Source organism: Nitrosomonas sp. (assembly GCF_022842015.1).
GTDB lineage: Bacteria > Pseudomonadota > Gammaproteobacteria > Burkholderiales > Nitrosomonadaceae > Nitrosomonas.
This window is the reverse complement of sequence record NZ_JALHQJ010000052.1, coordinates 1-23,324: the sequence shown is the minus strand read 5'-3', so window position 1 is coordinate 23,324 and position 23,324 is coordinate 1. Positions and strand designations below refer to the sequence as shown.

General features: G+C 44.4%; 18 protein-coding genes. 8 read left to right on the top strand and 10 right to left on the bottom strand.

All coding sequences use genetic code 11. From position 1 onward, the window contains the following. Positions 1-215, bottom strand: a 215-nt coding sequence (locus Q0C11_RS10430; protein WP_367273749.1) for a YqaA family protein, incomplete at its 3' end; no start/stop codon positions are given. Between the two features lie 300 nt (positions 216-515). Continuing rightward, positions 516-1,154, bottom strand: coding sequence for a hemolysin expression modulating protein (locus Q0C11_RS10425; protein WP_293007701.1), 639 nt, complete (start codon positions 1,152-1,154; stop codon positions 516-518). A gap of 190 nt (positions 1,155-1,344) precedes the next feature. On the opposite strand from Q0C11_RS10425, the gene Q0C11_RS10420 reads away from it, so the two are divergent. Further along, entirely contained in the window at positions 1,345-2,901 is a 1,557-nt protein-coding gene (locus Q0C11_RS10420) for an adenylyltransferase/cytidyltransferase family protein (RefSeq protein WP_293007699.1), read from the top strand. A 100-nt stretch (positions 2,902-3,001) separates the two neighbouring features. Then, entirely contained in the window at positions 3,002-4,180 is a 1,179-nt protein-coding gene (locus Q0C11_RS10415; RefSeq protein WP_293007697.1) for an alkaline phosphatase PhoX, read from the top strand. A gap of 35 nt (positions 4,181-4,215) precedes the next feature. On the opposite strand, the gene Q0C11_RS10410 is transcribed toward Q0C11_RS10415, so the two are convergent. From Q0C11_RS10410 to rplU, 6 genes are all read right to left on the bottom strand, one after another. Then, entirely contained in the window at positions 4,216-4,830 is a 615-nt protein-coding gene (locus tag Q0C11_RS10410; RefSeq protein WP_293007695.1) for a hypothetical protein, read from the bottom strand. Between the two features lie 43 nt (positions 4,831-4,873). Beyond that, entirely contained in the window at positions 4,874-5,989 is a 1,116-nt protein-coding gene (locus Q0C11_RS10405) for a DUF1624 domain-containing protein (RefSeq protein ID WP_293007693.1), read from the bottom strand. Positions 5,990-6,048: 59 nt separating this feature from the next. After that, positions 6,049-7,158 (bottom strand): glutamate 5-kinase, encoded by a 1,110-nt coding sequence (gene proB / locus Q0C11_RS10400; protein ID WP_293007691.1) that lies wholly within the window; start codon positions 7,156-7,158, stop codon positions 6,049-6,051. Beyond that, on the bottom strand, positions 7,152-8,216 hold the full coding sequence (gene cgtA, locus Q0C11_RS10395) for an Obg family GTPase CgtA (RefSeq protein WP_293007689.1): 1,065 nt from the start codon (positions 8,214-8,216) through the stop codon (positions 7,152-7,154). The genes proB and cgtA overlap by 7 nt, the downstream gene beginning before the upstream one ends. A gap of 104 nt (positions 8,217-8,320) precedes the next feature. Next, a complete protein-coding gene (gene rpmA / locus Q0C11_RS10390) occupies positions 8,321-8,578 on the bottom strand; it encodes a 50S ribosomal protein L27 (RefSeq protein WP_293007687.1) in 258 nt (85 codons plus the stop codon). A gap of 11 nt (positions 8,579-8,589) precedes the next feature. Beyond that, positions 8,590-8,901 carry a 50S ribosomal protein L21 gene (gene rplU, locus Q0C11_RS10385; protein WP_292921503.1) on the bottom strand — a complete coding sequence of 104 codons (312 nt, stop codon included), beginning with the start codon at positions 8,899-8,901 and terminating at the stop codon, positions 8,590-8,592. A gap of 147 nt (positions 8,902-9,048) precedes the next feature. Between rplU and ispB the strand changes: the two genes are divergently transcribed. The 5 genes from ispB to Q0C11_RS10360 all read left to right on the top strand — a co-directional run bounded on the left by ispB (position 9,049) and on the right by Q0C11_RS10360 (position 18,685). After that, positions 9,049-10,017 carry an octaprenyl diphosphate synthase gene (gene ispB / locus Q0C11_RS10380; protein WP_293007685.1) on the top strand — a complete coding sequence of 323 codons (969 nt, stop codon included), beginning with the start codon at positions 9,049-9,051 and terminating at the stop codon, positions 10,015-10,017. A gap of 519 nt (positions 10,018-10,536) precedes the next feature. After that, positions 10,537-14,202 (top strand): ATP-binding protein, encoded by a 3,666-nt coding sequence (locus Q0C11_RS10375; protein ID WP_293007683.1) that lies wholly within the window; start codon positions 10,537-10,539, stop codon positions 14,200-14,202. A 21-nt stretch (positions 14,203-14,223) separates the two neighbouring features. Then, a complete protein-coding gene (locus Q0C11_RS10370) occupies positions 14,224-14,646 on the top strand; it encodes a response regulator (RefSeq protein ID WP_293007681.1) in 423 nt (140 codons plus the stop codon). A 5-nt stretch (positions 14,647-14,651) separates the two neighbouring features. Further along, entirely contained in the window at positions 14,652-18,056 is a 3,405-nt protein-coding gene (locus Q0C11_RS10365) for an EAL domain-containing protein (RefSeq protein WP_293007679.1), read from the top strand. Further along, positions 18,053-18,685, top strand: coding sequence for a DsbA family protein (locus Q0C11_RS10360; RefSeq protein ID WP_293007677.1), 633 nt, complete (start codon positions 18,053-18,055; stop codon positions 18,683-18,685). The genes Q0C11_RS10365 and Q0C11_RS10360 overlap by 4 nt, the downstream gene beginning before the upstream one ends. 330 nt (positions 18,686-19,015) lie before the next feature. On the opposite strand, the gene Q0C11_RS10355 is transcribed toward Q0C11_RS10360, so the two are convergent. Continuing rightward, the gene (locus Q0C11_RS10355; RefSeq protein WP_293007675.1) at positions 19,016-19,864 is read right to left on the bottom strand and encodes a hypothetical protein; all 849 of its coding nucleotides are present in this window, start codon (positions 19,862-19,864) and stop codon (positions 19,016-19,018) included. Between the two features lie 90 nt (positions 19,865-19,954). Next, complete coding sequence (locus Q0C11_RS10350) at positions 19,955-21,199, bottom strand: ATP-binding protein (RefSeq protein WP_293007673.1); 1,245 nt, start codon at positions 21,197-21,199, stop codon at positions 19,955-19,957. A gap of 704 nt (positions 21,200-21,903) precedes the next feature. Between Q0C11_RS10350 and Q0C11_RS10345 the strand changes: the two genes are divergently transcribed. Beyond that, positions 21,904-23,058: a putative Ig domain-containing protein gene (locus tag Q0C11_RS10345; RefSeq protein ID WP_367273750.1), complete on the top strand. Its 1,155-nt coding sequence runs from the start codon at positions 21,904-21,906 to the stop codon at positions 23,056-23,058. The last annotated feature ends 266 nt before the right edge of the window (positions 23,059-23,324 follow it).

Sequence of the window (23,324 nt, the reverse complement as noted above, 5' to 3'; positions counted from 1 at the left end):
TGTAGTGTTTTCTCATCCGGTAGTAGCCGACCAATGAGATATGAACTCATTCCGCCCAATGTATTACCGATGGTTGCTAAAATAAGCGCTTGCCAGTGAAGATCGGGATATGCCAGCAAGACGCCCACAAGCACAGCTTCCGATCCACCCGGAAGGAGAGTGGCGGCCAAAAAACTGCTGGTGAATAAAGCCAGCAGACTAGATTGTTCATCCATAACATAATCCGGAATTAGAAAGTGTCATAGTTTAACCTGATATTCTGTAACGCGGCGAAAGGTGAAAAACAGCGCAAGATCTGAGTTAATTAAATCAGGTGTTGATGAAAGATAGCGGATGAACAGGATTAAATACTGTGAACTGGATGGCCACGATAGGTCATGAATCGTGTAATTAGAAAAGCCATCAAGCATCAAGAAACGCAAGTTACTTCCAGCTATGCTGGAAGTAACTTAAAGTGGCCTAATTGAGAGAGGAATAAAAGGAAGTTAACTTAAAAATAAAATAATAAAGGGATATCACAGAGTAAAGACAACCATGTCGGCGGTAATCGAGTTGAAATTGACGCCAACCATTTCAATATAGGCTGCACCACCAACGAACTCAGCCGTGAAACCACTGTCTCCGTTATCCTCGATGTTGGTAATGTATGAAACCAATTCTGAGACTGAATGGATTCCAAGCACCTCAGAATCAAAAAACAAGCGATCCTCACCAATTGTGAAGTCAGCAATCTGAAAATTCCCAACGCCGTAAAAACCAAACGTATCGTTACCTGCTCCACCGTTGAGTCTGTCAAAATCTCCTGCGCCAGGTTGGATAAAGCTAACGGGTACGGTACCACCTGCAAGCAAAATGTCGTCACCATTGCCGCCAAATAATCTTTCAGTGCCTTCCTGTCCATCCAGAGTGTCGTTGCCATCGCCACCGTTCAAAATGCCATTGCCGGCACCGCCTGTAATGGTATCGTTGCCTGCACCACCGTCGATTTCATCATGACCAGGACCACCCGTGAGAATATTGTCCAGTGCATCACCGATAATGAGTAAGTCATTGTCATCGAATCCGGCAGATCCGATACCGTCGAATCCGATTCCGTCGATGAATTTAATAGATCCCGATCCTAAATTCGGGCGAATTACTGTAGTGACTGCCATAATGTGGCCTCCTAATTTTGTATTGAATCGATGTAATTATTTAACACCTCATTAAGTGGATAATAATGAGAATGATTCCTATTATAATAAATAATGGTTAAAATGCAATCATTGATATTGAACGCTATTGAAATAGGTTAGATTAAGTGATTATTAGAATTGTTAAAATCAGCACTTTGATCAGCTCTTTATGACTTCAAAATTTGAGGGACTGCTGCTCCAGGCGAAGAATCTGATCGCAGCCGGTAAATTCAATGATGCGGACGAGTTATTGGGGCCGCTTAAAAGCGAAAACCCTCTGTCGCAGGACATTGCGCGGCTGTGGTGTTCTTTGGCGATGCGTACTGGTCGCGTGGCTGAAGTACTTGCTTATGCAACAAAAATTTATGAGCATGTGCAAGGTGATTTTTATAAAGCGCATTGGGCGCATGTGCTGGGTACTGCAAGTTTTATTTTGCTGGATTTGCCAGCAGCGCAAGCGTATTTTACGGCTGCTTTAAATCATTTGATGGCACTGGCAAAATCCGGAAAAATTCCGCCGCAAAAGGAATCAACTATACACTTGCGAACTGAGGCGAATCCATTTGCCTCGGGTGAGGCGGAGAAGCTGTTGTGGACTACTTGCGCAGATCTAGCCCAACTGGGCATTTCGGCATTTCCCTTCGCGGGTACTTTGCTGGGATTAGTGCGGAACGGCTGTTTGCTGGATTTTGACAAGGATATCGATATTGCGGTGCAAATGGAGTCCTGGGATGCCTGTTGTACCGCGCTAGAACAGGCAGGATGGGCGAAAGTGCCGATGCGCATTGAATATGCCAATTATCGTGATTATGTGCATCCGGAGTTGGGTATCACGCTGGACGTTTGCGGTTTAAGAGACAGAGGAAAGCAAATTGTGGGTGGTTTTGCTTTGCCTGGGTATCCGGATGACTACCAACGGGTATCGGTTTTCCCAAAATTTGATTTGACGCAACGAAATACCGACTATGGCAGCGTTTGGTTTCCACGTCAGCCGGAAAAGATTCTGCGGGCATTTTATGGCGATTGGCGCACACCTAATCCCAATTGGGATACTGTGGTGTCTGCGCTCAATCTGGAAAATTTTACATTGCTGGTGCGTTGCTATGCGTATCACCGGCTGATACAACATTGGTTACTGGGAAACTTAGGCAAAGCATGGTGCTATGCGCACCAGATTGCGTTAAGAGATCCCGATGACGTGCTTGCATTGCGTAGCCGCCAATGGATGGAACGTGCCATTGTGCGTTTAAACCGCGAGATGCCGGTGTGGCCGAGAAATCAATTACAGAAGCGCGTATATACGCGCATGGTGGCTGATTTGTTTCATGAAGGCCATATTAATTTTCTGCGGGAAGCACGTGCACTGGGCACGCATTTGACAGTCTGTGTGGTGTCCGATCAACGCGTACTAGAAAACAAAGGAAAATTCCCCGTTATGAAACAGGCGGAGCGCGCCGCGGTTGTGGCCGCCTGTAAATATGTCAACGTCGTCATGACGGAAACGCCGCCGAGAGTTACGCCGGAATATATGCTAGAGAATGGTTTCGATATTTATGCTTTTGCTTGTGCATCAGAACAGGAGCGTCAGGAGAAATACAAATTTTGTAACCTGTTGCCGGCTGAAATGATACAGGAGCTGGGATATACTCCTGGGATTTCCACTTCTGATATAGTCCTGCGCATTCAGGAAGGCGCGGGGAGAAAACACACTGATGCGAAGAGTTGACCGCATACATCAGAATAGAAGCTGAAATATTGTTGTATTAGCTCCTTGTATTAGAAGTGTAATATCATAGTATGGCATTTTCCAAAAATTAGGCTATTGGATGATGAGCAAACTTGATATTAACGATATTAATCGCCGCAGATTTTTGCAATACGGTTTTATGGGGTTGGGTGCATTTTTTGGTAATATTTTGCTACCACAACCTGTCAGAGCTGCAGCCACTTCGCTGTTATCCTTGGGTAATTTGGGGCCGGCAGATGTTAATGGCATATGCTTGCCACCGGGTTTTACCTCTCGCATTGTGGCGCACTCAGGGCAAAAGCTTTTTGGCTATATCTGGCACGCCGCTCCCGATGGCGGTGCTGTTTTTCGTGTTAAGAATGGTGGCTGGATTTACGTTTCCAACAGTGAGATTGACGGCGGAGGTGGTGGTGTGGGCGCATTACGCTTCAATCCTCAGGGAGATATTATTGATGCGTATTCCATTTTGAATCAGACTTATCGAAATTGTTCTGGTGGTAAAACTCCGTGGTGGACTTGGTTGTCTTGTGAAGAAGTTGATAGAGGACAGGTATGGGAATGCTATCCATCAGGGAGGAAAGCCGCACAGCCTAGAAGCGCTTTAGGTTTGTTTCGGCACGAAGCGGTTGCTGTGGATTTCGTACGAAAGCAAATTTATCTAACCGAAGATGAGACAGATGGATGCTTATATCGTTACACAGCTTATTCGCTTGATACGGAAGGGAAACCTGATTTGGATAATGGCGTTCTGGAAGTTGCCGAGGTCATTGATAAAAGTAGCGGAGTAGTGCACTGGAATGCTGTGCCCGACCCATTGGCTACTTCGCTTCCTACACGCAAACAAATCTCTAACTGTACTCAGTTTAATGGTGGAGAAGGCATCTGGTATCGGCACGGTATCGTCTATTTTTCAACCAAGGGTGATAATCGCATTTGGGCGTATGATGTTCTAAAACAGTCCCTGGGCATTATCTATGACGCAGCATTATATGCAGAGCCTGTGCTAACCGGAGTGGACAGCATCACGGGTAATGCTGCTGGAGAACTATTGGTTGCAGAAGATGGCGGCAATATGCAGCTTGTTGCTTTGGCGAAAAATAAAGTTAGACCGATATTGCGAGTCGTTGGTCAGGATAGCTCTGAAATAACCGGGCCTGCTTTTAGTCCAGATGGGTCACGCCTATATTTTAGCTCGCTACGCGGCAAAACCGGATTGGTTGAGAATGGCGTGACCTATGAAATTACGGGGCCATTCTAAAAGAAAGTAATGCATTCCCGGTAACACATCGTCTGTTAACGTACCCGATTTGTGAAATCTCGAACGGATGGGGGCGATGCTAAGTCGGTTCTTGTGAACGTAAATACGAACAGTACCGTATGCTCATTAAAATGTGTATTAGCCATAAATGCTGTCGTGCCAACGAAACGACCTGATGGTATCTCAAAGATATCCAAATGAAATTTGGAATATCCTGTCTGATAGTCAGCCTCATAGAGTGATAGCTTGGGTAATGAGATGGGGATTAAAGCCGCCGTAATCGGAGGAACTCCAAAGAAAGTGTTGCCATATTCGGTTCCTAAGGAATCGACAATAATATTCATGCGATAGGTAGCAAATTCTTCTTGTGCAATATAACCCTGCTGTCCTAGCCAGCCTGCAATAATTCCCTTCACTAAGTCTTTATCCCCGCTCATTCCGAATAAATCAAGTTTAACCACAGAGCCTTTAGGAATAGGTAAAGAAAAATCTGATGATTTGGCGAGACTGCGCATTACCGCTTCACTTATTAACAACTGTTCGGTTGCTGTTCTGGCTGAATTTGTTATTTTTTGGGTAGTTGTGCATCCTGCCAAATATCCTGTTAAGGCGATACTTAGACATAATCCTCTAATTATTCTTATCTGCATTAGTTTGGCTCCTTTTTCTTTCATTTTTTAATTAGAGTTTTGTTCACAAGAAACGCAGTAAACTTTGTGGGTAGCGGTATTTTAGTGCGCGGTAAATGCGGCAGATTGGATATAGAATGGTCAGCACCAGCAACGTGATCCAGTAAGTTTGCTCCAGGTTGCCGCGCTCGAATAGGGGTTTCAGTGCTAACAGCACACAGAAGTGCGCTAGATAAAAGAATAGCGCGGTTTGTCCGAAGACAAGCGCGGGACCATTTGGGTTAATGGCTTTTTTAATGGACTCCAGACGCATCAGCAGCGCAAGAATGATTGCCATCAAACCGAGTTCCAGTAGGGTGTAGGCGAGACTCGGCGGATATTTGCTAACATGCAGCCATTGTATCAGCGTATTTCCTTCCAAATGCATGAACATGTTGCCATAACCATTCAGCCCACGAATCACCACAAACAAAGTCAGCATGAACCAGCCGATGGTCATCAGTAGGCGGTCAACTGCCCATGAATCGGATTGTGTTGCGAGGAGCCTTTGCCCGAACACCCAACCCAACAGCATGATACCCAGCCACGGTAGTGCAGGGTACAACACAGTGTAGGTTTCACTGAATACCGGTGCGAAAGTGATCGCCAGCCAGAAGGGAACTTCGCCGTCTGGCTGCCACAGCATCATGAGCAATAATTCGCTGCCGGCAATGAGTAATAGTGCTAGAAAGAAAGCCATACGGATTCGGAGCCGTTGTAGATAAACCATCAACATCATGCTGATGCCAATGGCATAGAGCACTTGGAATATCGGTTTGCCAGAAATCAGCGAGAATAAGCATAAATCAATTAAAGCAATAAAAGCGCCGCGGAACAGTAATTCGCGGTCAATAATCGCATCACTGATGCCTTGCTGCCGTTGCTGGAAATTGCTGATGGCAATGGATGTGCCCGCCAGAAAAATAAAAGTGGGCGCGCAGATATGAGTGATCCAGCGAGTGAGAAATTGATCGGTTGCGAATTGCACGCCAGGTTCATACAGTAGTATGGAATCCGCAAAGATTCGATTGGCATTGAAATACCATGAGGCATGGTCTAGCGCCATCAGAATCATGACAATTCCACGCAGCCAATCAATGGCGGCGATGCGTTGTGTGCTTTTATCGAATGGAATGGTCATTGATTCTTGCAAGTAAATCAACTAGGCGAAAAACTCAGTACGCACAGTGTGTCTACAAATTAAAGTAGTACCAGGTTATTTCTATGTATGAGCTCTGGTTCATCTACGTATCCTAATATGGTTTCTATTTTACTGCTGGCTTGCTTCAGAATTTTTTGTGTTTCTAGTGCACTGTAATTTATCAAGCCGCGTGCTATTTCTTTGCCTTCTTCGTCGAGACAGGATACAGTTTCTCCGCGCTCAAATTCACCATCTACGGCAGTGACGCCGATGGGTAATAAACTTTTTCTATCAACACAGAGCGCTTTTACAGCACCTTGATCTAATGTGACGTAACCGCGTACTTGCAAGTAATCAGCTAACCATTGCTTGCGTGCGGCCAACACAGGCACTCGGGCCAAGAAACGCGTACCGATAGCTTCATCTTGGCTTAGTCGCACCAATACGTTGTTTTCGTGACCGGATGCGACGATGGTATTCGCACCGCTGCGCGCAGCACGTTTGGCAGCTATTACTTTGGTTTGCATGCCGCCGCGACTGATACCGCTACCGACACCACCGGCCATTTTTTCCAACGTAGGATCACCTGCATTGACCTCATTTAATAGTTTTGCATCCGGATTTTTACGTGGATCGCTCGTATATAAGCCAGCCTGATCGGTCAGTATTACCAGCGTATCAGCTTCTACTAGATTGGTTACCAGTGCTGCTAGTGTATCGTTGTCACCAAAGCGAATCTCATCAGTTGCTACGGTATCATTTTCATTAATAATGGGAATGATGTTAAGTTTTAACAATGTCGTCAAGGTTGAACGAGCATTAAGATAACGTTTCCGATTGGATAAGTCTTCATGAGTCAAAAGCACTTGGGCGGTTTGCAAATTGTATTGTGAAAAATTTGAAGCGTAAGCTTGTGCCAATCCCATTTGTCCTACCGCAGCCGCAGCTTGCAATTCGTACAGTGCGGTAGGGCGGATTTCCCAGTTTAGTCGTTGCATACCTTCGGCAATTGCACCTGAAGAAACCAGAACGATTTCTTTACCCATTTGTTTTAACGTGGCAATTTGTGCTGCCCAACCGGCCAGCGCGGTATGGTCGAGCCCCCTGCCATCATTGGTTACCAGACTGCTGCCTACTTTGATGACAACGCGACGTGCTTGTTTTAACATTGATTCAGTAACTCGTCTTCTGGAATAGAGCTGTCAGGTTGTGATGGTAGATGCTGTTCCAAATATTCCATGATGGCATAGGTTAGATGTTTGCACCCTTCACCAGTCAACGCAGAAATAATAAAGTAATTCTCTTGCCATTCCAGTTTATCGACAAATTGACGGCACAGCTCGTCGCGTTCTTGTTCTGGCATCATGTCGGTTTTATTCAATACCAGCCAGCGTGGTTTTTGAAATAAAGACTCATCATACTTCTGTAGTTCCTTGACAAGTGCTTGGGCCTCATGAACAAGATCAGTTTCTACATTGAGCGGTGTCATGTCGATCACATGCAGCAATAACCGGGTGCGAGTCAGATGTTTCAAAAATTGATGCCCTAATCCAACACCTTCTGCAGCGCCCTCGATCAATCCTGGAATATCAGCCATGACAAAGCTACGATTATGATCCACTCGAATCACACCGAGATTCGGCTGTAAGGTTGTAAATGGATAATCCGCAACCTTTGGGCGAGCGGCAGAAATGGCTCGGATGAGCGTGGATTTTCCGGCATTCGGCATACCGAATAACCCTACATCGGCGAGAACCTTGAGCTCCAGCTTTAGCTCGAATTCCTGCCCTGGTTCACCGTGGGTAAATTGACGTGGCGCACGGTTGGTGCTGGATTTAAAGTGCAGATTGCCAATTCCGCCAGATCCGCCCTTGGCCAAAAGAATTTTTTGTTGATCATGAACCAGATCCGCAATGGTTTCATCAGTGATAATATCTTTGATGATCGTGCCTACCGGCATGCGCAGCACGATATCCTCGGCACTTTTGCCATAGCGATCAGAACCTTGTCCATTCTGGCCCTTCTTGGCTCGATGGATGCGAGCAAAGCGATAATCAATTAAAGTGTTAATATTGCGATCCGCTACCGCAAATATACTACCCCCACGTCCGCCGTCGCCGCCATCAGGCCCGCCTTTGGGGATGTATTTCTCCCGCCGGAAGCTTGCGACGCCATCACCGCCTTTCCCAGCATAAATCTGGATAACCGCTTCATCAATAAATTTCATGAGTAATGGATTGTATATTCCTAATTATGTAATCCTGCAAACAAAAAAGCCCCATCACATCTGACAGGGCTTTTTGAGTAAGTCCGTTATTCTATTTCTATTCTTTATGCAGGTATTACGCTTGCTGTTTTGCGTTTAAATGCACCTTTTATGCTGAAGCTCACTTTTCCTGTCACTTTGGCAAATAAAGTATGATCCTTACCAATGCCTACATTTTCTCCCGGATGAACTTGTGTGCCGCGTTGTCTGATAATGATTGACCCTGCTGAAATTAATTCACCACCATAGCGCTTGACTCCAAGACGTTTTGAGTGCGAATCGCGCCCGTTTCTTGAGCTTCCGCCTGCTTTCTTATGTGCCATTTATCAACTCCTTAAGCTGAAATGCCCGTAATTTCTATCTCAGTGTAATTTTGCCGGTGACCTTGATGCCTTTGGTAGTGCTTGCGGCGTCTCATCTTGAAAATGCGAATTTTATCGTGGCGTCCTTGCCCGAGTACAGTTGCGCTGACTGTAGCACCACTAACCAGTGGTGTCCCCACCGATACTTTGTCATCTTTGGCAACCATTAATACTTGATCGATAATAAGCTCGCTGCCAGTTTCCACTTTCAGCTGCTCTATTTTCAATTTCTCACCTACCTGAATTTTATATTGCTTACCACCGGTTTTTATGACCGCATACATGTTTTAACTCCATACTTCCCTTATACAGAACCGCGAATTATACATAAATAACCCTTGACTGTGGTGGAAAATTTCTAACGATTAATCATTCTGCTTGACACTTGGGTATTGTCATTCCTAACATAGCGTTTTCTACAAGGTAATATTGTGCCAATCGAACATATAAGAAGTTTTATTGCTCAAGATATGAGCATAGTCGACAATGTCATACGGGATAAATTACATTCCCATGTTCTGCTGATTCGTCAAGTTAGTGAGTATATTATTAACAGTGGTGGCAAGCGTTTGCGTCCTGCCTTAGTCATATTATCTGCGGGCGCTTTTGGTTACTCTGGAAAATTCCATTATAACCTGGCGGCCGTTGTTGAGTTTATTCATACCGCAACGCTATTACACGATGATGTGGTGGATGAATCGGAGTTGCGGCGCAATAGAGAAACCGCCAATGCATTGTTTGGCAATGCGGCCAGCGTTTTAGTAGGGGATTTTCTTTATTCCCGCGCGTTCCAGATGATGGTGGAAGTCGACAATATGCGTGTGATGCAAGTGCTTGCCGATGCGACCAACACAATTGCTGAGGGTGAGGTTTTACAGTTACTTAATTGCCGTGATCCACAAGTCTCCGAAGAAAACTATCTGCAAGTAATTCGGTTTAAAACAGCTAAATTATTCGAAGCAGCAAGCCGACTCGGCGCAATATTAGGTAATGCCACATCCGAAGAAGAAAATGCGATGTCAATTTATGGTATGCATTTAGGAACCGCGTTTCAGCTTGTCGATGACATGCTTGATTATTCCGGTAATAATCAAGATATTGGTAAAAATTTAGGCGACGATCTGACTGAAGGAAAACCTACACTGCCGCTCATATATGCCATGCGTATGGGTACACAGGAACAAGCAAGTGTCATTCGCAAAGCAATTGAAGATGGCGGAAAAGATGGCTTTGAACCCGTCCTGAATGTGATTCGACAAACAGCAGCTTTAGAATATACAAAAAAATGCGCTGAAGATGAAATAGCAACTGCAGTGGCTGCAATAGCTTCCCTGCCAGACTCAGAAAATAAAAAGTGCTTGTTACAATTAGCAAGCTTCGCGATTACACGCAATCATTAATATAACTATAGTTTGGGTCGACTGGCTTTCATTTAAGTCGAAATTTCCTAATCCGGGTCATTCGGAAGTCACCTTTGAGAAACCCCTTGCTATATCAGCATCCAAGTTACAGATTTGGTACATTGGTTGACCAATAATGGATGAAATTTTTATCAAAATTCTGCGCAGATTTTTTCTGGCTTACTGGTAATATTTTTTTGTTACAGCATTTGGGTTAATTTGACAGTAAAGAATAAAAACGGGCAATTGCGTCGTAATACTGAATCTGAAAGTTTTTTCAAATAAGTTTACGAGACACTGCATAGTTGCCTGCGTAAGCGATCTACAGTGTTAGGCCGTGCTGGAGAATTTGCCGATCACTATGATGGGTTCCGTTTTTCTTTGCTCCGTACGCCTCGCATTTCATCTTGTTCGTCAAATTATTCAGCGTTTCCTTTGTCTTTCAGTGCTTGAAAATTTGATCAAAAGATAGCTATTGTTTGATATTTTTTGATCACTCCTTAATATTGGGAGATATTTATGCATGAAGTTTCATTCTACCGGCAATTATTTGAAGCGAGTCCTCATCCATATTTAATTTTACGGGCAGATGCCGGCTTCACCATCGTTGCAGTGAATGATAAGTATCTTGAGGCTACTGACACACACCGGCAGACGATTGTTGGTTGTTGTTTGTTCGATATTTTTCCTGAGAATCCAAACGAGTTGGCAAGTGAGAGTGTTGCTGACTTACGCGCTTCTCTAAATCGGGTTCTTGATAAGAAACTTCCAGATGTCATGGGTGTGCAGAAATACGACATTCCGCTACGGGATGGTAGCGGCCAATTTGCTCTCAAATACTGGAGTCCGGTGAATACACCTGTATTCGAAACCGATGGAAGGGTAGCCTATATTATTCACCATGTTGAAGATGTAACCGAGTTCGTTGTCGGACATGAACGCATCAGCGATGATCGTGAGGCGCAATCGAAATTGAGTGCGGTGGAAGTTCGCGCCGAGCGTATGCAAGCTGAAATTTTGCGTCGTACGGTCGAAGTTAAGGAAGCGAATCGTTCATTGAAATCGGCACTGAAGGAATTATCTGTCGCTAATCAACGTTTGACCGAGCTAGATCATCTCAAAGCAGAGTTCTTTGCTAATGTTAGTCATGAATTGCGTACGCCACTGACATTGATTCTCGTACCACTAGAAGATCGTTTGCGCCAACTTCAGAATAAGGATGATAAATCGACTAAAGAGCGTCGCGAGATTGAATTAATGCTACGTAATGCCCGCCTTCTGTATCGTCATGTGACTGATTTGCTCAACGTGGCTAAGTCAGAAGCGAATTGCATGGAAGTTAACTCGGCAGGATTTGATATTGCGAAGCTACTCAGAACGACGGCCAGTTACTTCGAACAAACGGCGCATGTTAGAAATATCAATTATAAAATAATTTCCCCAAGAACCTTAGTAATAGAAAATGACAGCGAGAAACTGCAACGTGTATTGTTGAATTTACTTTCAAATGCATTCAAATTTACTCCTGATAAAGGTTGCATTACGTTATGCCTTACTTCCACTCAGCGTGACGTGCAGATCGACGTGCGAGATAGCGGTCCGGGTATTCCAATGGCAATGCGTGAACGTGTTTTTGAGCGATTCACGAGAGTCGAGAATGCAACGGCTGCCAATCGGAATTACGGTGGCACTGGATTGGGGTTGGTTATTGTCAAGGATTTTGTCAATTTGCTGGGTGGCAAAGTTACACTCGAGGATTCTCCAGGAGGAGCGTTATTCAGAATTATTTTGTCACTCAAGGCACCCTCTAGGTCGGTTCTGATGGATCAACCTTCTTCACTCGATGCAATAATTCTGCATGAAGCTGTTGAAGGCGTACAAGGAAACAAGTTCCCCGAATTAACCGTGGCGCCAGTATATTCTAATAATCAAGAGCTTATTTTGATTGTGGAAGATGATATCGATATGAATCAGTTTATTGCCGATACATTGCGCGAACATTATCGTGTGATCTGCGCTTACAATGGACAGCAAGGATTGGAGCAGGCACTGAAAACTATTCCTGATGTCATTCTTTGTGACATGATGATGCCGGTGATGGGAGGGCATCAAATGATATTGACATTACGCCAATATCCGCAACTGATCGACGTGCCGGTTATTATGTTGACAGCCAGGGTGGATGAAGCGCTCAGGCTGGAACTGCTTAAACTGGGTGTGCAAGAATATCTGAACAAGCCTTTTGTCGTGGATGAATTACGGGCGCGAATCAACAAGCTGATAACCGAACGTCAGCGTGTTCAGGAACAACTGCGCGAAAGCGAAGTCCGCTTTCAGGCGACATTTGAACAGGCGGCCGTCGGAATAGGGATAGTTTCTTTGGAAGGAAGATGGTTACGGGTGAACCAAAAATTCTGTGATTTGGTGGGCTATCGTTATGACGAATTAACATTCCTTACTTTTCAGGAGATCACATATGCGGAGGATCTTGACGCAGACCTAAGCTATGAACAAAGAATGGTAGCAGGTGAAATTTCTACTTATTCATTGGAAAAACGCTACATCTGCAAGGATAATAGCCTTATCTGGGTCAATCTCACCGTATCGCTGGTGCGGAAGCAAGATCGCACCCCAGATTATTTCATTACTATCATTCAAGATATTCAATCCCGCAAAGAAATTGAAGCGAATTTGAACGATGCCAAACGTATCGCAAATTTCGGCCATTGGCGATGGGATTTAAACACCAACAAGCAAATTTGGTCAGAAGAAATTTTTCATATATACGGACGTGACTTGAGTTTGCCGTCGGCGAACTATCAGGAAGTTCCGCAATATTTTACTGCGGAGAGCTGGAGCATTCTCGCTGCGGCTGTGCAGAAATGTATGCGTGATGGAACCAGTTATCAATGTGATGCAGAGGTAGTCAAGCCTGATGGCAGTCACCATTGGGTTGTTGCTCGGGGTGAGGCCATTCGTAACGCAGAAGGTCAAATCATTTCGTTGCATGGTACGGTGCAGGATATCACCGTACGTAAGCTAGCCGAAGTAGCCCTCAAACAAAGCAAAGAGCAACTCAAATTGTTCATTGAGTACGCACCTGCATCGTTAGCCATGTTCGACTGTGATATGCGTTATCTTGCATTCAGTCAGAGGTGGTGCAGTGATTATTTGCTGGGAGATCGGAATTTGCTCGGATTGTGTCATTATGATGTTTTTCCGAATATCAATGCTGCATGGAAAGCTATTCATCGGAGATGCTTGGCTGGAGAAGTGATTCGTAGCGAAGAAGATCAATATGTGCGGGTTGATGGCACTATACAATGGCTTCGCTGGGAAGTGCGGCCTTGGCTTACGGGTAATATAATTGGTGGTATTGTCATTTTTACCGAGGATATTACGCATCAGAAACAGACCGAGGCAGCGCTGCAACAACTTAATAACGATTTGGAAAAACGTATTGCAGAACGTACTGCAGAATTAAAAATCCTGAATCAATCATTGGAAAGTTTTGTATATTCTGTGTCTCATGATTTAAAAGCGCCATTGCGTGGAGTTGAAGGATACAGCCGATTGCTGGAAGAAGATTACTCTAACAGGTTAGACGATGAAGGGCGCTTATTCATAAGCAACATTCGCAATGGGGTAACGCGTATGAACGAGCTGATCGATGATTTGCTTGCATATTCGCGAATGGAAAGATGCAAGCTGGAATCCAATGAATTGGATTTAACGATATTAATTCATCAGGCGCTGGCTGAATATAGTGAAGAAATTACCATGCACCATATTGAAGTCATTGTAGATTTGCCACCGCTTAGGGTTTATGGTGATCGCGAAGGTTTGGCGCTGGCGCTGCGAAATTTGCTGGGAAATGCGATCAAATTTAGTCGTAATTCGCCTTGTCCACGTATAGAATTTGGGGCTTGCCGGGGTAAAGATCATGTGATTCTGTGGATTCGTGACAACGGTATTGGTTTCGACATGAAGTATAATCAACGTATATTTGAGATTTTCGAGCGCTTGCATCGATTAGAAGATTATCCGGGGACGGGTATTGGCCTGGCACTGGTGAAAAAAGCTATGCAACGGATGGGTGGCCGAGTCTGGGCACAGAGCACTCCGGGTGAGAGTGCAACTTTCTCTATTGAAATACCTGCTGTGATGGAAAAACCGGAAGCATAGAGATGGAGTATTTTACATATTATGGGCGCATATCCACCGATTTTACTCGTTGAGGATAATCCACTTGATGTTGATCTCACGTTACGTGCTTTTCAAAGGCGCAAGCTAGCTAATCCCATCTTAGTCGCACGCGATGGGGAAGAGGCGCTCGCCTGGATACCGCGCTGGGAGTCGGGAGAAACTTTGCCGGCGGTGATTCTGCTAGATCTCAATATGCCACGTGTGGATGGTCTGACGGTGCTGCGGACATTAAAATCGCACCCGCTATTGCGCCGTATTCCAGTCGTTGTTCTTACCACTTCCAAAGAAGATTGTGATGTTCAAGTGGCTTATGATTTGGGTGTTAATTCGTATATTGTTAAACCGGTAGGTTTTGATAATTTTATGGATGTGGCACAGCAGATAGAGTTGTATTGGTGTGTTATCAATGAACTGCCTAAATAGTTGCGATGCGTGTACTGTATATTGAAGATTCCGTCAGTGATGCTGATTTGGCTCGACGGGCTTTGGCGCGCACTGCACCGGAAATTGAACTGGAAATAGTTACGACACTGGCCGAAGGATTGAAAAGACTGACTTCCTCGGAAAATTACGATGTGTTGTTAACTGATCTTTCTTTGCCAGATGGTTCTGGCCTGGAAGCACTGGCGCGTGTGCGGGAACAACGATTATCCACGGCAGTTGTAATTCTTACCGGTTCAGGGGATCAGGGTTCAGCGATTGCAGCACTCAAAGCCAGTGCGGATGATTATCTGATCAAGCGGGATGATTATCTGGAGCGCCTACCACGCATTCTGCGTAATTCGTTAGACCATTTCCACAATAATGTTGAGCGTAATCGACCGGTGCTGCGTGTGCTGTATATCGCGCATACTGTGATTGATATTGATCATATGCATCATCATTTAGCTTTGTACGCGCCCCATATTCAGTTGACTGCAGTAACTGATGTGCATGATGCGCTTGCACTTCTTCCGATTGATCCAAGTGAACAGACTACACAATTTGATGTGCTCCTGATTGAGTACTGCACGACAGGTATGGATGATTTAGAGTTCATTAAATTGCTGCGTCACGAGCGAAAGCTGGATGTTCCCATTGTGTTGATTACGGATCAAAACAGTGAAGTTGTCGTTGCGCGTGCATTGCATTTGGGGGTGGACGATTATTTATCCAAGCACACAGGGTATCTTTATGAGACTACGGCAATATTAGAGAAAGTACAGCATCAAGCAGAATTGGCTCGTGAGCGGTTTAGTTTGAAGAAAGCCAATTTGCGTCTTTCGGATTTGCTCGCCGCAAGCCCGACGATTCTTTATAACCTTCGGATTGTTGGGGAAACGCTCCAGTCCGTTTGGGTCAGTGAAAATATCGAACGTCTGATTGGATATACCCAGGAAGAAGCACTAACCAAGGATTGGTGGAGTTCACACGTGCATCCCGATGATCGCGAAGCGGCATTAGCTCGTCAATCCGAGTTGTTCGCAGCAGGCCAACTTACCCATGATTATCGATTTCTTCATCGTAATGGCCAAAGTATCTGGATTCACGATGAATTAAGATTAGTACGAAGTGCGAATGGAAGGCCCCTCGAAGTTGTTGGTGCTTGGTTGGATGTCAGTGAGCATAAACGAACCGAATTAATTCGCCAAGCGCATCAGTCTGCATTGAATTTGATTGTGGCGAATCAATCGCTCCCGGTTATTCTGAAGGATATTGCACAACGGCTTGAGTCAATTAATCCGGAGATGCTTGTTTCGATTCTGCTGCTGGATCGACATAGTGGACGACTTAAGCATGGTGAAGCACCGAGTTTGCCGAGTGATTACAACGCCGCTATTGATCAGCTGAAGATTGGTGAGGGAATAGGTTCTTGCGGTACCTCAGCTTGGCGAGGTGAACCCGTTATAGTGGCTAATATCGACCATCATCCCTATTGGCAAGCTTATCTGGAATTAACGCGTAAAGCCAATCTGCATGCGTGCTGGACAATACCTTTCAAAGATGATGCGGGAAAGGTTTTAGGTACTTTTGCGATTTATCACCAAACTCCTCGTGAACCTTCCCCAACTGATCTGGCACTGATCAATGAGTTTGCTTTGATTACTGCTTTAGCTGTACAAAAGGTGTATGCAGCTGAGTCATTAAAGCAAGCTGCCGCTGTATTCGAATCTACCCGTGAAGGTGTTGTGATCACCGATCTGGAGCCGAAAATTGTTGCTATCAATCGCGCTTATACCGAGATTACCGGTTACAGTGAAGAACAGGTACTCGGGAAAAATCCTAAAATTATTAAATTGGGACGTCAAGACAAGTTGTTTTATCAGACCATGTTGGAAAGTCTTACCAAAGTTGGGTACTGGCGTGGAGAAGTTTGGAATCGCCGCAGGAATGGTGAGGTATATCCGCAATGGCTGACAATTAGTACAGTATTCAATGACAGAAATGAGCCTTGTAATTATGTTGGAGTGTTTGCTGACATTACCCAGATGAAACAATCTGAAGCACGCATGGCACATCTTGCACACTATGATGCTTTAACCGGTTTGCCAAATCGCTTATTGGTGCAGTCCCGGCTACATCATGCCATTGAACGTGCATTGCGTCATGGCAATCAGATTGCGGCACTGTATCTTGACTTGGATCGATTCAAGAACGTCAATGATAGTCTCGGGCATCCTGCCGGGGATGAGCTCCTGGTTATGTTAGCTTTGCGTCTGAAAAAGCGATTACGTGAAGAGGATACATTGGCGCGATTAGGCGGCGATGAATTTCTGGTCGTGCTCGAAGATATCAAAGATTCCAATGAGCCGGCTATGGTAGCGCAAACCCTGATTGATCTGCTTGCTACGCCGTTTTCTTTGCCCAGCGGGCACGAGATATTTATTAATACCAGTATTGGTATCAGTCTTTTCCCGACCGACGCCAATAGCGTCACGGAACTCATCCAGCATGCAGATATGGCGATGTATTTAGCCAAGCAAGAGGGTCGTAATACCTACCGTTATCATACCGATGCCTTAAGCATTGCAGCAAATGAGCGCCTGGTGTTGGAGACGCAGCTGCGTCAGGCACTGAGTGCCGGCGAATTTGTGCTGCATTATCAACCTCTGATTCATGCAAAGAACCGCCAGGTGGTTGGCGTCGAAGCTTTAGTGCGATGGCAACCGCCGGGCAAGGCGATGGTGCCGCCCGGAAAATTTATTCCGATTACTGAGGAAACTGGGTTGATTGTTCCGCTTGGTGAATGGGTCTTGCGAACTGCTTGCGCGCAAGGACGTGCCTGGATGGATGCAGGTTTGCCACCGTTTGTCATGGCTATTAATTTATCGGTTCGACAGTTCCGATCAGAGAATCTGGTCGAATTAATACGCCAGGTTTTGGAGGAGACAAAACTTCCCGCAGCCTGTTTGGAGCTGGAATTAACTGAAAGTATGTTTATGGAGCATGCCGAACAATCGATCGAAACCCTGAAAACTCTAAAATCTCTTGGGGTGCGTTTGGCGATAGATGATTTTGGTACCGGCTATTCTTCTCTAACTTATCTGAAACGTTTTCCTATTGATAAATTAAAAATTGACCAAAGTTTTGTGCACGGTTTGGCTTGCGATCCTAATGACCGTGAAATCGCAGCTACCATTATTGCCATGGCGCGAGGTCTTAAACTCGATGTGCTGGCTGAAGGCGTGGAATCCAAGGAACAATTGGACTTTTTGAACCAGCATGGCTGTGATTATTACCAGGGTTACTTGTTTCACCGACCCGTGCCGGCCCGGGAACTTGAGGCATGGTTCCGTAACAAGAAGAGTAATCAAGTCCTACAAGAAACCTTGAGTGCAAAGAATGAAAGATGACTGATAAAAATATGCTGTATTACATCCATGATCCCATGTGTAGCTGGTGCTACGCATTCAGCCAAAGCTGGGCTGCATTACAACAAGATTTGCCGCGAGACATAGGGATTGTTTACCTCGCGGGCGGACTCGCACCGGATGCCACCGAACCGATGCCGCTCGCAACGCAAAAAATGGTGCAGCAGGCATGGCAACGCATCGAGCAAACTGTTCCTGGGGTGCGCTTCAATTGGGATTTCTGGTCGCATAACACACCTATTCGTTCAACCTATCCGTCCTGCAGGGCTGTTCTGGCAGCCAAAAAACAACGCGCGAATGCTGAGGCGGAAATGATACGTGCTATACAGACTGCATATTATCAACAAGCGAAGAATCCATCACTACCAGAAACTTTGCAAGCGTGCGCCCACGAGATCGGATTGGACGCGCATATTTTTATCGAAGATTTGAGGAATCCTGCGATAGAAAGTGAATTGCAGCAGCAAATTCAACAGGCAAGAAGCCTGGATGTTTATTCTTACCCCTCCCTGCGGTTGGTACACAACCATATTGTGTCTCCCATCGCCATCGATTATCTGAATCATTGCGCTATGCTGGATGAAATAAGAACCATCAAACTCGAAAAGTAGCCGGGTTTCTTCAATGACTGAAAATCATCATCATTGAAAAGTCCGCTGGCGGCCATCAACAGACGGTCACCAGTTTCCAGTGAATGGCTGGTCAACCTTGAAAAGCGGTCATTCAGCGGTTGAGTGTGGCATTACCAGCAAAGGCCCATGGCGTAGTTCGAAAACTCCAAGAATACAGTAGGCATCATCCAATGCTTATCTGAAATCTCAGGGGCTTTATGCGTTACTCGATGGATGGATCAAGCTTCACCATTCTAAGTGAAACGCCCTGTGCGGAGCCGCATGCAGGGTGTTGTGGGGGCTGAGGGTTAGAGATCCTCGGCTACCCGATTATGCCTGTTCATCTTGCCCATACCTTACATCAGTCCAGGAACTGGTATCTACACCCAGTGACTCTTCAATACTCTCAACTGCTTCCGGTTCATGTACAGGGCTAATCAGTTCACACGTAAATGGGTATGATTGTGGCAGCACAGCTCCATCACCTCGTCTTAGGTCAGAATTAGAACCCCACTGAAGCTCACAACCAATTAACCCATTCACGCGGAACATGATAACCTCATGATTTATATCATATATTTCTACTTTATCCGTATAAACCTCATTAATCAAATGATGGGTAGCTAATTCATCTATAGCTAGAATGGTTTCTCGGAGTGTTTCATCAATGACAGCCGAGTCAATTTGCTCACATAAACTATCAATAATTAGCCTTCTGCAATCACTGATGGTTGCGAGAAATCCACTGACCGCCTCTGTTGTCTCATTGACCAATGCATCAACATCGACGTCAAGTAAACCAAATACTTTGGGTTCAATATGCGTAAACTTGCTCAAATTGTTTATAGCTTTAACCAGATTCTTATGGATATCCTCGACTTCTAAGCCAAGAGTATTTTGCATATATGAATCATGTAGTCCGCCCTGAACAGCATAATATGCCCTTTGCTTTCTAGTTATTCCATTGTCTTTATCGGTTTCATTCTTATACCAATCACATTTAAGTACATATTCATCAGGTGCTAATCGATGCAGAATATGTCTTGTAAGCTCGCGCATTGCGTATGAATAATTATTTAAGCGCAAAGGGTTAGATTTGTCGCTGAGGTTTTTCTGTGACGCCGCAAACAAATCGCGCTCGAAGCCTTCGGTCAATGCTTTTTCAATTTCGGCAATCATGTACGTCCTTTTGAGGCACAACGTCCGCATTTGCGGCTGGTTTGAAGCGCAGCGGAAAACCAGTCCGATAACACGCGCCTGTTAGTTGTTTTAGCGGGAGAACTTTTTCTTGACTACTTGCTCTGCTGAAGAATCTTTATACAGCATGATTTTTATGCACATCAAGTATCTAGGATCTTTAACGCTATATGTATTTGCCTTATCATTTTTTACAATGAGCGGGGTATCTCCACTCGAGAGATCAGTGAGTATAGACCCCAGCCCCATATTAGTAGCAGGAACTGTTGTCGGGAATTCTTTGCGAATAAGCGCGTCTATATCAGATGACTCAAATTGATGAACAGTTATTTTAGCAAGACAGTAAATAACTTGATTTCTTCTTGCAACAGCGGTTGCCCGACTATTAAGGTTGCTTTCCACAACCTGATAGCATTGCCGCAGACCCTGCATAAGCCATTGTTGATCAGCTGTATTTAATAGAGCCTTATCGTAAACCCATTTATTCTCTCCAATTTCGTAAGCTAATGCTTCACAGTACTCATGAACTCGCTGAGCGATACCAAGAGTAATATCATGAACATGATCAGAGAGAGAAATTAGAGTATTTCCAGTAATGGGTATTTGAAGCTGAGCGAACCCTTTTCTAATTATTTCCATAACTTGACCGGAATCTAGGCCATCTACTTTTTGAATTTCTAAGATTCTATTTGCAACGGACTCTACATTTTTGGTTTGACTAAAATATTGGAGTACTCCGTTTGGAATACCTACAATCAAAATATTAATATTGCACTCAGAATATCGAGAATCATCTAATAATATTACGATATCAGCCAGTTCATTCATTAAGCTGGAAGATAAAAATATAGACTCTAAATTATCAAGAACTACTATTTTCTTGGATGAATTGGCTTCGTTGAATATTTTAAAGGCTCTAAGCAGAGGCTCATCATCTTCTATTTCATAGTTTCCGGTATGCTTGAGGCCACCTTTTGCAAAACATGCGTTAATCTCTGCTGCCTTCTCTTCACTAAACCCAAGCTTATTAACTGTTCCAGGGCTTACGATAGCTTTGCATATCTCTTGTGTTATGGAACCAATTCGAGATGCGTTTGCACAGTTTGCAACAACGTAATTAATACCCTCTGCCTCGAGAACCTTTTTGTATAGCCATGACTTTCCGTTTCCACTTTCACCGAAAACTAATGTATGCGAATCTCTTTTTAGGGCTCTAGATAAACTTTTCTCGTGAGCCGGTCTTTGCACATACATTTCAGCATTTACATCACTTTTTCTCGGAGTAAATACTTCATTTATTTCTTTTCTATTATTCATTCGTATTCCATTTCAAATTCTGGGGCAATCTTACAACTAACAGTGAATTCTACAGACTCTCTGTTAACCGGGTTTTACAGAGTCCGTAAAACCCGGTTAAATTGTTTTCTGGTATTTTTAGCGAACTACAGTTACGGTGACAGTTTGGTGTTTAGTAAGCTGTCACCGTAATTCAAAAAAGTCAAAACGAAAGACGACCGGACCCTACACATGTATCAGAATGTCAAATGTAAGGCCTGACCTCGCCTCCGTGCAGGGTCAGTTTCTTGATTTGAGCAGCAGGGTATAGAAAATAAACCACCCTTTCCGTGAGAATTGAATGTACTGAAAGCTGGCTCAATTGTCAAAAACGGTGATAATCGATCGGAACCGACTGTCCGCTTTCCGTAGGTATATTGTCATTTGGAGATATGGGGCGAGTGGCCCCTTTGGGTCGATTTCGGTCAATCAATGTTAGATTGAATGGAGATAGGTTTTAAAGCTGCCAAATCAGGCTACACTGCATTTGGTTTCATTTAATTGTCTATAAATCGTATTTAAGCTGCTTTAAATTTATATATTTAATCAAAACTAAATTGGTTCGCATCTTGATTTATTAAATGTTATGAGTCAATCGGAAAATTCCGATATAAACGAGGCAGAATTACTACATTCTTTTTTTGCATTGTAAGGAATGTGGTGCTTAACTTATTATTTAATATAAGATTAATTTCCGTATTAATTGTAAATTCTCAGATCGAGCGGCTGTTACAGGTGAGAGCTTGAGCTACGCAATAAATCTCAGCGCATTTATCGATCCGGATGGCGATGCGCTTATTTACAGTGCGATACTGCCAGATGGAAACCCTTTGCCGTTATGGCTCAGTTTTGATGCGGCAACACGTACGTTCAGTGGCACACCTAATACCTCAGGTAAATTCAGCGTGATTGTGACAGCAAAAGACACCGGTAATCTGACAGTTTCTGATAGTTTTGATATCAATGTCAGTAGCCCGAATATGACGGTCAATGGCACATCGGGTGCGGATACGCTCAATGGAGGTAATGGAAATGACACCCTTAATGGCTTGGCGGGTAACGATGTTTTAAACGGTAATGCAGGGAATGATTGGCTCGATGGTGGGAGTGGAATCGATACGATGGACGGGGGTGCAGGTGACGACACTTATTGGGTGAACAGTTTTGGAGATGTTGTCGTTGAAATTTCTAATAACGGCAGCGATACGGTAGTGTCGTCAGTTTCGTATACGCTCGATTCTAACTTGGAGAATCTAACTTTGTCAGGTGTTGCAGCGATTTTTGGTATCGGTAATGCGGCTGCCAATCAAATTGCCGGAGGCGCGTCTGCTAATTTTATATGGGGTCGAGCTGGGGATGATATTTTGTTGGGGAATGGCGGTGCGGATACTTTGTTGGGCGATACCGGCGACGATTCTTTGGATGGTGGGGTCGGCAAAGATCTGTTGATTGGCGGGACAGGCAATGATACTTATTTTTTTGGTCGAGGATATGGAAAGGATATTGTCGTCGAGGGTAATTCCACTGCTGATACATTAGATATGATTAAATTTATGCCAGATGTCAATCCAGAACAGATTTGGTTTCAGCATGTTGGCAATAACCTTGAAGTCAGTATCATCGGTACCCAGGATAAACTGGTAATCAAGGATTGGTACCAGAGTTCGGATACTCATGTCGAGCAGTTTAAAACTGCTGGAGGTTTGGTGTTGTCGCATAGCCAAGTTGAGAATCTGGTAACTGCAATGGCGGGTCTTGAACCACCAGAGTTCGATCAAACAACACTTCCATCTGCTTACGAAAGCAGCCTTGATTCGTTGATTTCTGCCTTTTGGCTATAAGGCTATTTTCTATTTTCTTGATAGTCTTGACTTAATCTTTACGGGTTTAATTTTTGCTACCGCTAATGCGGGTCACCTGCCGCATAGGCTACTAATCTTGGCTGCTAGCCATTCCTGGTTCATTTCACCGATTTGCGTGCGGATATTTCAAAGCAATAAGAAATTTATTGCGCGTGTGACTACAATCCAGGTTAATTTCGCTATAATCATCAAGCTATAAAGTGGAAGGGCATGAGCGTTGATATCAACGCTGAATGCTCAACCTG

Excerpts from the sequence above, each read along its gene's own strand:
- Q0C11_RS10420 (WP_293007699.1), top strand. The coding sequence starts at position 1,345 with ATGACTTCAAAATTTGAGGGACTGCTGCTCCAGGCGAAGAATCTGATC.
- Q0C11_RS10415 (WP_293007697.1), top strand. The coding sequence starts at position 3,002 with ATGATGAGCAAACTTGATATTAACGATATTAATCGCCGCAGATTTTTG.
- Q0C11_RS10360 (WP_293007677.1), top strand. The coding sequence starts at position 18,053 with ATGACTGATAAAAATATGCTGTATTACATCCATGATCCCATGTGTAGC.
- Q0C11_RS10425 (WP_293007701.1), bottom strand. The coding sequence starts at position 1,154 with ATGGCAGTCACTACAGTAATTCGCCCGAATTTAGGATCGGGATCTATT.
- proB (WP_293007691.1), bottom strand. The coding sequence starts at position 7,158 with ATGTTAAAACAAGCACGTCGCGTTGTCATCAAAGTAGGCAGCAGTCTG.
- rpmA (WP_293007687.1), bottom strand. The coding sequence starts at position 8,578 with ATGGCACATAAGAAAGCAGGCGGAAGCTCAAGAAACGGGCGCGATTCG.
- Q0C11_RS10365 (WP_293007679.1), top strand. The coding sequence starts at position 14,652 with ATGCGTGTACTGTATATTGAAGATTCCGTCAGTGATGCTGATTTGGCT.
- Q0C11_RS10350 (WP_293007673.1), bottom strand. The coding sequence starts at position 21,199 with ATGAATAATAGAAAAGAAATAAATGAAGTATTTACTCCGAGAAAAAGT.
- Q0C11_RS10405 (WP_293007693.1), bottom strand. The coding sequence starts at position 5,989 with ATGACCATTCCATTCGATAAAAGCACACAACGCATCGCCGCCATTGAT.
- cgtA (WP_293007689.1), bottom strand. The coding sequence starts at position 8,216 with ATGAAATTTATTGATGAAGCGGTTATCCAGATTTATGCTGGGAAAGGC.
- rplU (WP_292921503.1), bottom strand. The coding sequence starts at position 8,901 with ATGTATGCGGTCATAAAAACCGGTGGTAAGCAATATAAAATTCAGGTA.
- Q0C11_RS10355 (WP_293007675.1), bottom strand. The coding sequence starts at position 19,864 with ATGATTGCCGAAATTGAAAAAGCATTGACCGAAGGCTTCGAGCGCGAT.
- Q0C11_RS10375 (WP_293007683.1), top strand. The coding sequence starts at position 10,537 with ATGCATGAAGTTTCATTCTACCGGCAATTATTTGAAGCGAGTCCTCAT.
- Q0C11_RS10410 (WP_293007695.1), bottom strand. The coding sequence starts at position 4,830 with ATGCAGATAAGAATAATTAGAGGATTATGTCTAAGTATCGCCTTAACA.
- Q0C11_RS10370 (WP_293007681.1), top strand. The coding sequence starts at position 14,224 with ATGGGCGCATATCCACCGATTTTACTCGTTGAGGATAATCCACTTGAT.